Genomic DNA, 13,548 nt, shown 5'->3' with positions numbered 1-13,548 from the left:
CCCCGGTCGTGACGGCTGCGGCGCGTGGCGGCGGCGCGGCGAAACGCGCCGAACGAAGGACACCACCGCGTCCATTCGACCTGTTAAATTCACACCCGATTTATTTCCGATCTTCCGGGAGTCCGGTTTTTCCTGGCCTCTGCCGCAACACTGATCGTTCCGCGCCGGTCAATTGCCTTTCGAACCGGTTGATCGGGGTCCGACGGGCTCGTAACTTCGGGTGCTTCGACGTCCCTGCACACGTCGAGTTCCCTGCCCACGAAAGGACGAACACCGTGAGGAAAGTGTTCCTGGCGCCTGCCCTGCTGGCGCTCGTGCTCGCCGTCCTGGTCGCGCCGAATTCGCAGAGCGCGTTCGCCGGCGACGGGCACGCCACCAGTGTCGTGGAATTGGCCGCGGCGCCCGCGGCGCTGGCCTCGCCGCCCACGGCGGCGGCCTGGCCCGTGCCCAACGCCCGGACCTACCGGATCCTCAGCTCCTGCTCGCCGTACGCGTCGGCCATCCGCGCCGGCGCGCGGGCGTGGAGCGGTCTGACCGAGAGCAGCTCCAGCGGCACCCCGGTCGAGTGCCGCAACGGCTACATCACCGACTGCGGCGGCGGCAGCCGGGTGGTGGGCTGCAACTGGGGCGCGGGCCAGCGGATCGCGCTCTACATGGGCGGCGTGAACGACGACGCCCTGCTGGCCGCGCACGAGTTCGGCCACAACTGGTACGGCCACTCCTCGTACCAGTGCGCGGGCTGGGGCAGCCCGGCCGAGGTGATGGCCCCGTCCATCTGCAACTACAGCGGCGCGACCGCGTTCGAGCGGTAGCGGTCCGCGGCACGGGGAGGCGCTCGCGGGCCACCGGGGCGTCTCCCCCCACCTGGTCACCGGCCGTAGACGGCGGCCATCGCGGCGATCCGGGCGATCACGCGTTCGCGCAGTTCCGGCGGCTCGACCACGTCCACCTCGGGACCGAGGCGGAGCAGGTCCACGGCGGCGTGCTCCAGCGACTCGACCGGCACCCGCACGGTCGTCCACTCCCCCTCCGGCTCGACGTCCCGCAGCTCGCGGGCGGCGGCCAGGCCGAGCAGCACCCGGGCGCCGCGCAGCCCGTCCGGCGTCATCCGGACCGTCACCCGCATCGGGTAGAGCCGCCGCTCGAACCGCTCCGACCAGCCCGCCCAGAACTCCGCCAGGTCGAACCCCACGGGCCGCTCGAACGACTCGTCCAGCGCGGTCAGCTCCAGCACCCGGGAGATCCGGTACGTGCGCAGGTCGTCCGCGCGCCCGCCGTCGGCGGGTCCGGGTCCGGTCCCCGTGCGGGCCACGAGGTACCAGGTGCCGGCCTTGAGCACGAGCCCGAGCGGGTCCACCGTCCGCTCCACCTCGACCTGCGCCCACCGCACGTACCGGATCCGCAGCCGGCGCTGCTGCCACACCGCGTCCGCGATCGCGGCCACGTGCGGCGTGCCCTCGCCGCCCCGGAACCAGCCGGGCGCGTCGAGGTGGAACCTCTCCCGCACGCGCGCGGCCCGCGACCGCAGTTCCGGCGGCAACGCCGCGAGCACCTTGAGCTGCGCCGCGGCCACCACCGCGCCGAGCCCCAGCTCGGCCGCCGGTCCCGGCATGCCCGCCAGGAACAGCGAGTCGGCCTCCTCGGTGGTCAGCCCGGTCAGCCGGGTGCGGTAGCCGTCGACCAGCCGGTAGCCGCCCGCCGGGCCCCGGTCGGCGTAGACGGGGACGCCGGCCGAGCCGAGGGCCTCGACGTCGCGGTACACCGTGCGGACGGAGACCTCCAGCTCGTCGGCCAGCTCCTGCGCGGTCATCCGGCCCCGCGACTGGAGCAGGAGCAGCAGGGACAGCAATCGGCCGGCGCGCATGCCACCATCCTGACAGCAGGTGTCAGGTATGCCCGGCAGGCTGGCCGCCATGAGCACCGCACGCGCCAACGCGACCATGAACAGCTGGGACGAGCACACCTGGGACGGCAAGCGCTACGACGAGGTCACCGGCCCGAAGCAGACGGTGGGCGGCATGACCACCACGTACACCGGCGACCTGGAAGGCGTGGGCGACCTGCGCTTCGTCATGTCCTACGCGGACGACGACTCCTGCTCCACCACGGGCTACGAGGTCGTCACGGGCGCCCTGAACGGCCGGGCGGGCAGCTTCGTCCTGCACCACGTGGGCGGCTTCCGCGGCGGCGTGGCGGATTCCACCGTCACCGTGGTCTCCGCGTCCGGCGACCTCGCGGGCCTCACCGGCACGGGCCGCGTCACGTGGCCGCAGGGCGAGCCGGGCCGGTTCGAGCTGGACCACCGGATCGGCTGAAGGCCCGCCGGACGCGCGGAACCCCGGCCGCCCGAGGGCGACCGGGGTTCGCGGGTCGATCGATCAGCCGCCGTAGGCCGAGACCGGCGGGCAGGAGCAGACCAGGTTGCGGTCGCCCTTCGCGCCGTCGATGCGGCGCACGGGCGGCCAGATCTTCGGCGCGGACGTGCCCGCCGGGAACACCGCCACCTCGCGGCTGTACGGGTGGTCCCACTCGGCCGCGATCGACGCCGCCGTGTGCGGCGCGTTGCGCAGCGGGTTGTCGTCCACCGGCCACTCGCCCGAGCCGACGCGGTCGATCTCGTGCCGGATCGCGATCATGGCGTCGATGAACCGGTCGATCTCGCCCAGGTCCTCGCTCTCCGTGGGCTCCACCATGAGCGTGCCCGCCACCGGGAACGACATGGTCGGCGCGTGCAGCCCGTAGTCGGCCAGCCGCTTCGCCACGTCGTCCACGGTCACGCCGGTCGCCTTGGTGATCGGCCGCAGGTCGAGGATGCACTCGTGGGCCACGAACCCGCCCTCGCCGGTGTAGAGCACCGGGAAGTGCTCGTCCAGCCGCCGGGCCACGTAGTTCGCCGCCGCCACCGCGGTCAGCGTCGCCCGCCGCAGGCCGTCCGCGCCCATCATCCGCACGTAGGCCCACGAGATCGGCAGGATCGACGCCGAGCCCCACGGCGCGGCGCTGATCGGGCCGACACCGGTCGCCGGACCGGCCGCCGGCTGCAACGGGTGGTTCGGCAGGAACGGGGCCAGGTGCGACCGCACGCCGATCGGCCCGACGCCCGGACCGCCGCCGCCGTGCGGGATGCAGAACGTCTTGTGCAGGTTCAGGTGCGACACGTCCGACCCGAACTTGCCGTACCGCGCCAGCCCGATCAGCGCGTTGAGGTTCGCGCCGTCCACGTACACCTGGCCGCCCGCGTCGTGCACCAGCCCGCACACCTCGCGCACGGTGTCCTCGTACACGCCGTGCGTGGACGGGTAGGTGATCATGATCGCGGCGAGGTCGTCGCGGTGCGCCTCGACCGTCTCGCGCAGGTGCCCGACGTCCACGTTGCCGCGGTCGTCGCACTTGACGACCACGACCCGCATCCCGGCCATCACGGCGGACGCGGCGTTGGTGCCGTGGGCGCTGGACGGGATCAGGCACACGTCGCGGTGGTCGTCGCCGTTGGCGCGGTGGTAGGCGCGGATCGCCAGCAGGCCCGCGAACTCGCCCTGGCTGCCCGCGTTGGGCTGCAACGACACCGCGTCGTACCCGGTGAGCTCGGCCAGCCACCGCTCCAGGTCGCCGACGATGCCCAGGAGGCCCTCGGCGTCCGATGCGGGCGCGAACGGGTGCAGGTCGGCGAACTCCGGCCAGGTGATCGCCTCCATCTCGGCCGTGGCGTTGAGCTTCATCGTGCACGAGCCCAGCGGGATCATGCTGCGGTCCAGCGCGACGTCCTTGTCCGACAACGCCCGCAGGTAGCGCAGCAGCGCGGTCTCGGAGCGGTGCGCGTGGAACACCGGGTGCGTCAGGTAGTCGCTGGTGCGGCGCAGGTCGGCGGGGATGCCGTCGGCGGTGTCGGCGTCCAGGCCGTCCACGTCGGCGACGGTCACGCCGAACGCCTTCCACACGAGCCCCAGGTGCTCGCGCGTGGTCGTCTCGTCGCACGCGATCGACACCACGTCCGCGTCCACCTGCCACAGGTTCACGCCCAGGTCCCGCGCGGCGGCGACGACCTCGGCCGCGCGGCCCTCCACGCGCGCCCGCACGGTGTCGAAGAACTCGCCGTGCACGACCTCGACGCCGCCCTCCAGCAGGCCGGCGGCCAGCACGGTCGCCATCCGGTGCGCGCGGGTCGCGATGTCCTTCAGCCCTTCCGGGCCGTGGTACACCGCGTACATCGACGCGATCACGGCGAGCAGCACCTGGGCGGTGCAGATGTTGCTGGTGGCCTTCTCCCGGCGGATGTGCTGCTCGCGCGTCTGGAGGGCGAGGCGGTAGGCGACGGAGCCGTCCGCGTCGACGGACACGCCGACGAGCCGGCCCGGGAGCTGCCGCTCCAGGCCCTGCCGCACGGCCATGTACCCGGCGTGCGGCCCGCCGAAGCCCATCGGCACGCCGAACCGCTGGGTGGTGCCCACGACCACGTCCGCGCCGATCTCGCCGGGCGGGCGCAGCAGCGCCAGCGACAGCAGGTCGGCCGCCACCACGACCTGCGCGCCGGCCCGGTGCACCTCCTCGATGACGCCCGCGTGGTCGCGGACCACGCCGGACGCGCCGGGGTAGGACAGCAGCACGCCGAAGAAGTCGCCGCCCAGGCCGAGCCCTTCGAGGCCCTGCGACAGGTCGGCGGTCACCACCTCGATGCCCAGCGGCTCGGCGCGGGTCTCGATCACGGCCAGCGTCTGCGGCAGCGTGTCGGCGTCCACCACGAACCTGGCCGACTTCGACCGGCCGGCGCGGCGGACCAGCGTCATCGCCTCGGCCGCGGCGGTGGACTCGTCCAGCATCGAGGCGTTGGCCAGCGGCAGGCCGGTCAGGTCGGCGACCATGGTCTGGAAGTTCAGCAGCGCTTCGAGGCGGCCCTGGGAGATCTCCGGCTGGTACGGCGTGTACGCGGTGTACCAGGCGGGGTTCTCCAGCACGTTGCGGAGGATGACCGGCGGCGTCGTGGTGTTGTAGTAGCCCAGGCCGATCATCTGCGTCATCGGGCGGTTCCGCGCGGCGAGGGCGCGCAGCTCGGCCAGCGCCTCGGTCTCCGTGGCGGGCTCGGGCAGGTCGAGCGCCAGGTCGCGCTCGCGGATCGACTCGGGGACGGCGCGCTGCGCCAGCTCCTCCAGCGACCCGACCCCGATGACGTCGAGGATGCGGGCCAGCTCGGCGGGCCGCGGGCCCACGTGCCGGTCGGCGAACGGGGTGCCGTGCTCGAGTGCGGCGAGGGGGATGCGGTCCTGCGTCATCGGTGCTGGCCTCCAGGGCTCCGGACAGACTCCTGCCGTTGCCCTCCCCCTCTGTCTTCTGCCCGACGTCGGGCGCCTGAGAGCTTCACCCGGAGGCCGGGCTTGCACCGTCGGCGGGGTCGGCGTGCTGCCGACCCGCTTTCCAGAGGCGTCTCACCCGCGCGGTCCTTGCGCCTGAGAGGTTCCGGGGAGGATTTGCTCCTTCGGCGCCGAGACTGGCTCGGACTCTCCCGCGCGGGATAAAGCGACTACGCGCGAATGGTACCCGGCGGGGACGCCCTCGGAACCGCCGGCGCGACGTGGATCTCAGTTGCCGCCGGGCCTCGCCGGGTCAGCCGATGGCCCGGGTGCGACGGCGGCGGGACAGCTCGTCGTCGGCCGCCTCCACGATCTCCGCGCCGTCCGCGCGTTCGGCGGGGAAGTCGTGGATCGTGCCGCTGATCTCCCGCATCGCGCCGCTGACCGCGATGCCGAACACCCCCTGGCCGCCCTGGAGCAGGTCGACCACCTCCTCCGGGGAGGTGCACTCGTAGACCGTGGTGCCGTCGCTGAACAACGTGATCCGGGCCAGGTCCTGCACGCCGCGGCGGCGCAGGTGGTCGACCGCGACCCGGATGTTCTGCAACGAGACGCCGGTGTCCAGGAGCCGTTTGACGACCTTGAGGACCAGGATGTCCTTGAACGAGTAGAGCCGCTGGCTGCCGGAGCCGTGAGCGCTCCTTATCGTCGGGTTGACCAGGCCCGTGCGCGCCCAGTAGTCCAGCTGGCGGTAGGTGATGCCCGCGATCTGGCACGCGGCGGGGCCGCGGTACCCGACCAGTTCGTCCGGCAGCGAGGAGTCCGGGAACAGCTCACCCTGTTCGCCGGATCCGGCCCGGATGGGCGCTTCCTCGACCACGCCTGCCTCCCCTCGGTCCGGCCACGACGACCGGCGACCAACGTGAAGCCGCCGCGGTGTCGGGAAACAACACCGTGGCAATTCACCTGAGTTCGACGGTAAGACCGCCTAGGGGGCAGGTCAACGCGACGCGCGGGGCGTGTCTGACCTCAACGTGAGGTAGAGGTTGAGAGAGTCGCTTGGCGTAAGCCATTCGGATGACGTTTAGTGATCGTTTAGCCGAGCAAGGTTGACGTTGTGTAACCCGGACACGTGACACCCGTAGGTGGCACGCGGGGTTGATCCACAACTCACCGCACACGCTTGCGGAGGGCCGTCCACGGCGCGCGGCCGACGTTCCGGCCCTTCGCAGGTGTCGTGCCGGGTCAAGCACCCGACCCGCTCGTCCGCGCCCGGTCGGCCGGAATTGTCGGTGTGTGCCGGCAGGATCGAAAACGGGGTTCCCCCGGGCGGGTACCCCTGCGCGAGCACGACCGGCGGCCCGGTCAGGCGACGACCCGGTGACGCGACGACCCGGTGACGCGGCGACCCGGTCAGGCGGGGTGGTGGAACGCGGCGAGGGCTACGCGGCAAGGCGCGGTGAAGCGGCCGGGCAAGGCGGGCAGCGCGGCGAGGTGGTGGGAGCGGCGCGACGGGAGCGGCCGAGCGGACAGTCGGCCCCCTCGACCCGGGTCGGGCCGGCGGCCGACGTGATCCGGCGGAGACCTGGCGGGCGGATCGACCCTGGTTCAGCCGCCGCAGCAAGCCCGGCGGGAGCCGAGCCGGGTTCAGCCGCCGCACCGAGCCGCACGCGGGATCCGAGCCGAGCACGCAGCGCGCCAGAGGTGCCAAGCGGTGCCGTCGGAGCGGCCGAACCACACCGGTCCGGCCCGGCCGTGCCGCCGAGCCGGAACCCACGACCTCCGTGTCGCCCCGCGGAAGACTCCCGCGGAAGACCCCCGAGGAAGACCTACGTGTCCGCCCCGCGGAAGTCCTCGGGCGAGACGGAGTCGAGGAACTCGCGGAACTTCTCGACCTCGTCCTCCTGCTCGTCCGGGATGATCAACCCGGCCTCCGCGAGCACCGACTCCTCCGCGTGGATCGGCACGCCGATCCGCAGCGCCAGCGCCACCGAGTCGCTCGGCCTCGCCGACACCCGGATGTCGCCGTCGAACACCAGCTCCGCGAAGTACGTGCCCTCCTGCAAGTCCGTGATCCGCACCTGCTCCAACTGCCGGCCGAGGGCTCCGATGACGTCCTTGAGCAGGTCGTGCGTCAACGGCCGGGCAGGACGGACACCTTGCTGCTCCAACGCGATCGCCGTGGCCTCGACCGATCCGATCCAGATCGGCAGGTACCGTTCGCCCTCGGTTTCGCGCAGCAGCAGGATCGGCTGGTTGGCGGGCAGTTCCACCCGCACGCCGACGACGCGCATTTCGCTCATCGGGTCTCGCCTCCCTCAGCGCGCTGAAATTCTGGCGTCCCCGCTACCAACGAGGATCCCCCACGTACTCTTTCGACGCTACCCGCCAAGCGGGCCCTCTGCGCAACCGCCCGCCCCTCGCGCATCACGATGCGGACACGCCTTCACCTCGGCGAAACCGGTTTACCCGCCACATCACGCAAGCCCACCTTCACCAAGAGTGTGTGCAGCGTTACGGACAGCGCCGCCAATTCGCGGACGACCTCGGCCCGGTCGCGCTGCCGGGACGCCGCGCCGGCCGCCTGTTCCACCAACCCGACCTCGCGGTCGGCGGCGACCCGGAACGGCCGCAGGTGACGCGCTTCCAACCCGTGCTCGGCCATGGCCCGCGCGGTCGCGGCGATCTGCACCGCGTCGTGGTCGTAGAACCCGCCCGCGCCGGCCCTGACCAGGCCGTGCTGCTCCAGGTCCGCCAGCGCGCCCGGCTCGATGCCGGCCCGCGCCAGCAACTCCTCGCGGGTGACCCGGTGCCCGGCCGCCGGACCGGGGTCGGTCACCCTCGTCGCCTTCACGCCGCCGCCCTGGTCGGCGGCGTCCAACTGCTCCTTGATGACCTTCAGCGGCAGGTACCGGTCCCGCTGGGCGGCCAGGATGTACCGCAGGCGGTCCACGTCCGCGGTCGTGAACTGCCGGTAGCCCGACGCCGTGCGCGCCGGGCGGACCAACCCCTCCGACTCCAGGAACCGGATCTTGGAGATGGTGACGTCGGGGAAGTCGGGACGCAACAGCGCCAGCACCGCCCCGATGCTCGACCCGCCGCGTGGCCGCCCGGCCGCCGTCACCGGAGCCCCATCGCTCAGGCCCCCTGGCCCCCGGCGCCCGGACCGGTCAGGAACACCAGGCGGAACTTGCCGATCTGCACCTCGTCGCCGTTGGCCAGCACCGCCTGGTCGACGGGCTCGCGGTTGACGTAGGTGCCGTTGAGGCTGCCCACGTCGATGACCACGAACTCGCCGCCTTCGCGGCGGAACTCCGCGTGGCGACGCGAGACCGTCACGTCGTCGAGGAAGATGTCGCTGTCCGGGTGCCGCCCCGCGCTGGTGGTGTCGCGGTCCAGCAGGAACCTCGAACCCGCGTTGGGGCCCCGCTTGACCACGAGCAGCGCCGAGCCGGCGGGCAGGGCGTCGACGCCCGCGACGGCCGGCTCCTGGGCGGGCGCTTCCGCGCCCTCGACCTCGGCGAGGAAGTCGGCCCGGAAAACGGAGGTCCGCTCCGGGGACTGCTCGGGCGGAACGCCTGGCCCGTCGTTCGTGCTCACCTGAGCTCTCCTCCTGCTGCTGGAACCTTCGTGACCGCTAGAACTTATCGTGCCCGAACCCTTGTCCGAGGGGCGGCTCCCCCACCGACCGAAGAGCCGCTTGAAGATCGACGTCACCCCTGTGCCACCAGCTCCTGGTACGCGGCGGCGTCGAGCAGGTCCTCGACCGCGGTCGGGTCCTCCAGCCGCAGCTCCACCATCCAGCCCTCGCCGTACGGGTCGCTGTTCACCAGGTCGGGCTGCTGGTCCAGCGAGTCGTTGCGCGCGACGACCTCACCGGCGAGCGGCGCGTAGATGTCCGAGACGCTCTTGGTCGACTCCACCTCGCCCAGCGTCTGACCGGCCGCGACCTGCTCGCCCAGCTCGGGGAGCTGGACGAAGACGACGTCGCCGAGCTGCTCCTGGGCGTAGTCGGTGATGCCCACGCGCACGGTGTCCTCACCTGTGCGCAGCACCCACTCATGTTCCTCGGTGTACTTGAGCTCCTCGGGAATCACCGCGGTGTGCTCCTTCAGTGACGGTGGATCTTCGCTGCCGGATCTTCCCACGTCGGCGTTCAGGCCGGCGCGACACCCGGCCGTCGCCGCATCGCGAGGGTGAACTGGTAGACGTACAGCACGCCCGACCACAGGTACAAGGCCCCGCCCCACACCATGAACCCGTAGGCCACGGGGCGCGCGATCTGCGCGGCGGTGGAGGAGCCCTGGGCGAGCAGGAGCATGGGGAACGCGTAGAGCAGGTTGAAGGTGGCCGCTTTGCCGAGGTAGTTCACCTCGAAGGGGCCGTAGCCGCGGGCCCGGAGCACGGGCAGGCAGGCCCCGACGGCCAGCTCGCGGGCGACCAGCACCGCCGCCACCCACCAGGGCACGATGTCGCGCACGACGAACGCCACCAGGGTGGCCAGGATGTAGAGCCGGTCGGCGGCCGGGTCGAGCAGCGCGCCGAGCCTGCTGGCCTGGTCGAGCCACCGGGCGATCTTGCCGTCGAGCCAGTCGGAGAGGCCGGCCGCGACCAGCACGACCAGCGCCCAGCCGTCCGCGTGGGGGCCGAGCAGCAGGTACAGGAACAGGGGCACGCCGAGCAGCCGCAACACGCTCAGCGCGTTCGGGATCGTCAGCAGCCGGTCGGCCGGATCGTGCGACACGTCCGCACTGTAGAGGTCCGCCCGGCGTGCCCCGGTGGCCGACTCGCGCGGTGGCCTGACCGGCGGGTTCACCGCCCCCGGTCGGTTGACGCGCGGTGACGGTCCGATCCGCGTGCGTCACGCGGGCGGGTGCCGTCCGTCGTCGGCGGGGTGATCAGTTGCTCGAACGGGTGCGGCTCCAGCCGCGGCGTTGCAGTTCTGCGCCGCTGAGCGCCTGCGGACGACCCCGGTCGTCGACGCCGACCCAGCGGGCCCGGAAACCTTCGAGCACGTACGCGTGGCCCTTGCTCCAGACCACGCTGCAGGGGGCTGTGGGCAGCGGCGCGGCTCCCGCGGCGCCGGCACGCGCTGCCCTCGGCTTCGCCGGCTCGGACTCGGTTTCCGTTCTGGTGCTCATGTGAAATCCCTCCACCGGGTTGGTCGCCCGCGACCCTCGCGGCGTTATCCCCGTCACCCGATTCTGCGCGACTGTGGTCGAGACCACCTCCGCGTGCGGGCACCCCGGCGGTCGGCGGGCCGATGCGTCGCCGAGCTGCGGACGACCGCCGGGAACGCTTCCCCCGAGGTGTAACCGGCCCGGGCGGGGCGAAACCGTTCACCGTCCGTCATCCGCCGCACGCCGAACGGCGCACTACACTGGTACTGATCACGCACCACCATGAGCTTGTGGTGCCGCCCAGCGCTACGTACGGTGGGTGGTGCAGCGGTTGAGCCAACAGCCGCGCCGGGAAGTCCGGCTAGCGGGCACGTTCCGCCACGCTGCAGTCAGTGTTGCGCACCCTTCCGTGCGTCCGGGCTTCCCGTCCAGCAGTTCCAGCTGAAAGAGGAGTGCCTCGTGACGGTTCAGGATCCGAACGTCGTGGCGACGAGCGGAGCCGAGTCCGCCGACAGCACCCGTGCCGGGCAGCTCGGGCTGACGACCCGCGCCGCGGTGGAGGGTGTCACCGTGCTGGCGGTCAGCGGTGAGGTGGACATGCTCACCGCGCCGCAGCTGCGCGCCGCCGCGCTGCCCCACCTCGACGCGGACGGCACGCTGGTGCTGGACCTGTCCGGGGTGAGCTTCCTCGGCTCGGCCGGCCTGGCCGTGCTGGTGGAGGCGTCGCAGCAGGCCAAGCGGCGCGGCGCGGAGTTCCGCGTGGTGGCCGTGGAGCGCGCCGTGACCCGCCCGCTGGCCGCGACCGGCCTGGGCGAGGTGTTCAGCGTGTTCACGTCGGTGGAGCAGGCCGTGGCGGCCGACAGGACCACCCGTTGAGGTGACGCCGTGCCCCTAGACGTGCGGTACGAGGTCGACGACCTGGTCCACGCCCCCCCCGACGCATGCCCGGCGGGCGGGGCCCGCGTACGGCCGCCCCCCCAACAACCGGGTTCCCCCCCCCGGCGGGGCCCACGCCCCCCGCGTGGGGGGGTCCGCCGTCGACGCCCGGGCCCCCCCCCGCCGCGCGGTGTGCGCGGGGGGCGTGGCCGTCTTCGGGCGCGCCCCCGCCGACCCGGTTGCCCGCCGCGGCGGCGGCCTCGGCCACCGCGCGCAGGCTGCGGACCAGCCCTTCGTTGTGCTCGCCGAGGGCGCGCAGGTCGACCACGACCGGCACGGTGCCGCCGCGGGCGGCGGTGAGGATGCGACGGCGGACGGAGGGCGCGGCGTGCGCCGGGACGTCGCCGCGGACGTGCACCTCGACCCAGCCCTCGCGGGTGGTGACGTCCACTGGATCGGGTGGTTGGGCGGGGGTCAGGTAGGTGCCGCGGGGCGTGTGCCGGGGGGCCATGACGAGGGTCACGGTGGTGCCGTCCGGCCTCCGGTCGACCAGCACCTCGTCGACGTTCTCCCGCATCAGCAGCAGCCCGCGGCCGCGGGCGGAGAGCACGGGCGGTGGCACGCGCCATCCCCCGTAGTCGGTGATGACGACGCGCACGCCGCCGTCGGGTCCGGCCTCGGCGTGGATGTGCACGACCCCCTGCTGGTCGGGGCCGTAGGCGTGCTCCACGGCGTTGCTCGCCGCCTCGTTGACCGCGAGCAGGAGGTCGTACCGGTCGTCCTCGGACAGCCCTTCGGCGGACAGCCAGGCGTCGAGCTGGGCACGGACGGCCGAGAGCTGCCCGGCGTGTGCCGGGAACTCCGTTCGCCAGTGGTGGTCCGCGAGTTGATCGGTCAAGGGCCCTCCCGTCGCACCAGTCAGTCTTCCCAGCCCGCGCGTCGGCTACACGTGTGAGCGACGATCAATTCGGGTACGGATAGCGTCAGCAGCACAACGAGAGAGAACGGACGACGAGGTGAGCGTGTCGCACACTGAGCCGCAGAGCGGCGAGTCGGAGAACGCCCTGGCCGGGGTCGAGTTGCGGATGGCGGCCGACCCCACGCAGCTGTCGGTCGTCCGGGCCGTCGCGGCGGACATCGCCATGAGGCAGGACTTCGACCTTGACTCCATCGAGGACCTGAAGTTGGCGGTGGACGAGGCGTGCTCGACCCTCATCTCGCTGGCCGACCAGGGCGCGGTGCTGAGCGCCCAGTTCGTGGTGGTGGACGGATCGGTGCAGGTGTTCACGAAGGTGGACTCCCAGCGGTCGGCGCCTCCGGACCGGGACAGCTTCGGGTGGCGCGTGCTGAGCGCGCTGGTCGACTCGGTCACGACGTGGGTCGCGCCGCAGGCGGACGCGTTCGAGGTGCACATCGACCTGGTCAAGCGGTCGTTGGGGACGGTGGATGCGTGACGGCGGCGGACGGGGGCACGACGCGGACCGGCACGCAGGGTGACTACGACCACCTGGCGCCGCTGTTCGTGAGGCTCGCCGCGACCGCGAAGGACGACCCGGAGCGGGAGCGGCTGCGTGACGAGCTGGTGACCGAGCACCTGCCGGTGGCCAAGCACATCGCCCGGCGGTTCGGCCACCGCGGCGAGCCGCACGACGACCTGGTGCAGGTCGCCACGGTGGGGCTCATCAACGCGGTGGACCGGTTCGACCCGGAGCGGGGCAGCGACTTCCTGTCGTTCGCGGTGCCGACGATCATGGGCGAGGTCCGGAAGTACTTCCGGGACTCCAGCTGGTCGGTGCGGATGCCGCGGCGGCTCAAGGAGCTGCACCTGGCGATCAACGCCGGGTCGGCGCGGCTGTCGCAGGAACTGGGTCGCGCGCCGACGCCGAGCGAGCTGGCGCAGCACCTGGGGCTGAGCCGGGAGGAGATCCACGAGGGGCTGGCGGCGGGCAACGCCTACCACAGCGCGTCGCTGGACGACCTGCTGGTGGCCGACGACAGCTCCATCTCGCTGGGCAGCACGCTCGGCGAGGAGGACCCGGAGCTGGAGGCGATCGAGCAGCGGGAGGCGCTGCACCCGCTGCTGGAGAAGCTGCCGGAGCGGGAGCGCAAGATCGTCGTGATGCGGTTCTTCGGGAACATGACGCAGACGCAGATCGCGCAGAAGGTCGGGATCTCGCAGATGCACGTGTCGCGGCTGCTGGCCAAGACGCTGCGGCAGCTCCGCGAGGGCCTGACCGAGTAGGCGCGTGCCGCAACGCACCGGGGCC

The 13,548-nt window shown here is 72.5% G+C and carries 15 protein-coding genes and 1 riboswitch; of the genes, 5 read left to right on the top strand and 10 right to left on the bottom strand.

The genetic code is table 11. The features are described from left to right. Nucleotides 1-275 precede the first annotated feature (275 nt). On the top strand, nt 276-812 hold the full coding sequence (locus tag ACFXGA_RS31950; protein WP_378094384.1) for a hypothetical protein: 537 nt from the start codon (nt 276-278) through the stop codon (nt 810-812). Nucleotides 813-868: 56 nt separating this feature from the next. On the opposite strand, the gene ACFXGA_RS31945 is transcribed toward ACFXGA_RS31950, so the two are convergent. Further along, the gene (locus ACFXGA_RS31945) at nt 869-1,864 is read right to left on the bottom strand and encodes a helix-turn-helix transcriptional regulator (RefSeq protein WP_378094382.1); all 996 of its coding nucleotides are present in this window, start codon (nt 1,862-1,864) and stop codon (nt 869-871) included. 49 nt (nt 1,865-1,913) lie between these two features. Between ACFXGA_RS31945 and ACFXGA_RS31940 the strand changes: the two genes are divergently transcribed. Beyond that, complete coding sequence (locus tag ACFXGA_RS31940) at nt 1,914-2,315, top strand: DUF3224 domain-containing protein (RefSeq protein WP_378094380.1); 402 nt, start codon at nt 1,914-1,916, stop codon at nt 2,313-2,315. 63 nt (nt 2,316-2,378) lie between these two features. Here the strand turns inward: ACFXGA_RS31940 and gcvP are convergent, their stop codons facing one another. The 8 genes from gcvP to ACFXGA_RS31900 all read right to left on the bottom strand — a co-directional run bounded on the left by gcvP (nt 2,379) and on the right by ACFXGA_RS31900 (nt 10,426). Next, nucleotides 2,379-5,267 carry an aminomethyl-transferring glycine dehydrogenase gene (gcvP, locus tag ACFXGA_RS31935; RefSeq protein ID WP_378094378.1) on the bottom strand — a complete coding sequence of 963 codons (2,889 nt, stop codon included), beginning with the start codon at nt 5,265-5,267 and terminating at the stop codon, nt 2,379-2,381. A 152-nt stretch (nt 5,268-5,419) separates the two neighbouring features. Then, nucleotides 5,420-5,510, bottom strand: a riboswitch (glycine riboswitch). Nucleotides 5,511-5,598: 88 nt separating this feature from the next. Continuing rightward, nucleotides 5,599-6,165: a MerR family transcriptional regulator gene (locus ACFXGA_RS31930; protein ID WP_053720859.1), complete on the bottom strand. Its 567-nt coding sequence runs from the start codon at nt 6,163-6,165 to the stop codon at nt 5,599-5,601. A 949-nt stretch (nt 6,166-7,114) separates the two neighbouring features. Then, the gene (locus tag ACFXGA_RS31925) at nt 7,115-7,588 is read right to left on the bottom strand and encodes a bifunctional nuclease family protein (RefSeq protein WP_053720858.1); all 474 of its coding nucleotides are present in this window, start codon (nt 7,586-7,588) and stop codon (nt 7,115-7,117) included. 143 nt (nt 7,589-7,731) lie between these two features. Beyond that, a complete protein-coding gene (locus ACFXGA_RS31920; protein ID WP_378094375.1) occupies nt 7,732-8,409 on the bottom strand; it encodes a MerR family transcriptional regulator in 678 nt (225 codons plus the stop codon). Between the two features lie 14 nt (nt 8,410-8,423). Further along, nucleotides 8,424-8,885, bottom strand: coding sequence for a glycogen accumulation regulator GarA (gene garA / locus ACFXGA_RS31915; RefSeq protein WP_033427969.1), 462 nt, complete (start codon nt 8,883-8,885; stop codon nt 8,424-8,426). Between the two features lie 113 nt (nt 8,886-8,998). After that, a complete protein-coding gene (gene gcvH, locus ACFXGA_RS31910) occupies nt 8,999-9,382 on the bottom strand; it encodes a glycine cleavage system protein GcvH (protein WP_378094372.1) in 384 nt (127 codons plus the stop codon). A 59-nt stretch (nt 9,383-9,441) separates the two neighbouring features. Beyond that, the gene (locus tag ACFXGA_RS31905; RefSeq protein ID WP_378094370.1) at nt 9,442-10,029 is read right to left on the bottom strand and encodes a CDP-alcohol phosphatidyltransferase family protein; all 588 of its coding nucleotides are present in this window, start codon (nt 10,027-10,029) and stop codon (nt 9,442-9,444) included. A 154-nt stretch (nt 10,030-10,183) separates the two neighbouring features. After that, nucleotides 10,184-10,426 carry a hypothetical protein gene (locus tag ACFXGA_RS31900; RefSeq protein ID WP_378094368.1) on the bottom strand — a complete coding sequence of 81 codons (243 nt, stop codon included), beginning with the start codon at nt 10,424-10,426 and terminating at the stop codon, nt 10,184-10,186. Between the two features lie 438 nt (nt 10,427-10,864). Between ACFXGA_RS31900 and ACFXGA_RS31895 the strand changes: the two genes are divergently transcribed. After that, nucleotides 10,865-11,281, top strand: a complete 417-nt coding sequence (locus tag ACFXGA_RS31895) for an anti-sigma factor antagonist (RefSeq protein ID WP_378094366.1) — start codon at nt 10,865-10,867, stop codon at nt 11,279-11,281. Here ACFXGA_RS31895 and ACFXGA_RS31890 read toward each other — a convergent pair. Beyond that, complete coding sequence (locus tag ACFXGA_RS31890) at nt 11,235-12,179, bottom strand: ATP-binding protein (RefSeq protein ID WP_378094364.1); 945 nt, start codon at nt 12,177-12,179, stop codon at nt 11,235-11,237. The genes ACFXGA_RS31895 and ACFXGA_RS31890 overlap by 47 nt on opposite strands. A 124-nt stretch (nt 12,180-12,303) precedes the next feature. Between ACFXGA_RS31890 and ACFXGA_RS31885 the strand changes: the two genes are divergently transcribed. Further along, nucleotides 12,304-12,735: an ATP-binding protein gene (locus ACFXGA_RS31885; RefSeq protein ID WP_378094362.1), complete on the top strand. Its 432-nt coding sequence runs from the start codon at nt 12,304-12,306 to the stop codon at nt 12,733-12,735. Further along, entirely contained in the window at nt 12,732-13,523 is a 792-nt protein-coding gene (locus tag ACFXGA_RS31880; protein ID WP_378094360.1) for a SigB/SigF/SigG family RNA polymerase sigma factor, read from the top strand. The genes ACFXGA_RS31885 and ACFXGA_RS31880 overlap by 4 nt, the downstream gene beginning before the upstream one ends. Nucleotides 13,524-13,548: the final 25 nt, after the last annotated feature.

Origin of the sequence: Actinosynnema sp. NPDC059335 (assembly GCF_042752395.1) — a bacterium.
Taxonomy (GTDB): Bacteria; Actinomycetota; Actinomycetes; order Mycobacteriales; family Pseudonocardiaceae; genus Actinosynnema.
Note: the sequence above shows the minus strand (reverse complement) of the source record. Positions and strands in the feature narration are given on the sequence as shown.

Coding starts and splice junctions, on each gene's coding strand:
- ACFXGA_RS31945 (WP_378094382.1), bottom strand. CDS start 1,864: ATGCGCGCCGGCCGATTGCTGTCCCTGCTGCTCCTGCTCCAGTCGCGG.
- ACFXGA_RS31940 (WP_378094380.1), top strand. CDS start 1,914: ATGAGCACCGCACGCGCCAACGCGACCATGAACAGCTGGGACGAGCAC.
- gcvP (WP_378094378.1), bottom strand. CDS start 5,267: ATGACGCAGGACCGCATCCCCCTCGCCGCACTCGAGCACGGCACCCCG.
- ACFXGA_RS31925 (WP_053720858.1), bottom strand. CDS start 7,588: ATGAGCGAAATGCGCGTCGTCGGCGTGCGGGTGGAACTGCCCGCCAAC.
- ACFXGA_RS31900 (WP_378094368.1), bottom strand. CDS start 10,426: ATGAGCACCAGAACGGAAACCGAGTCCGAGCCGGCGAAGCCGAGGGCA.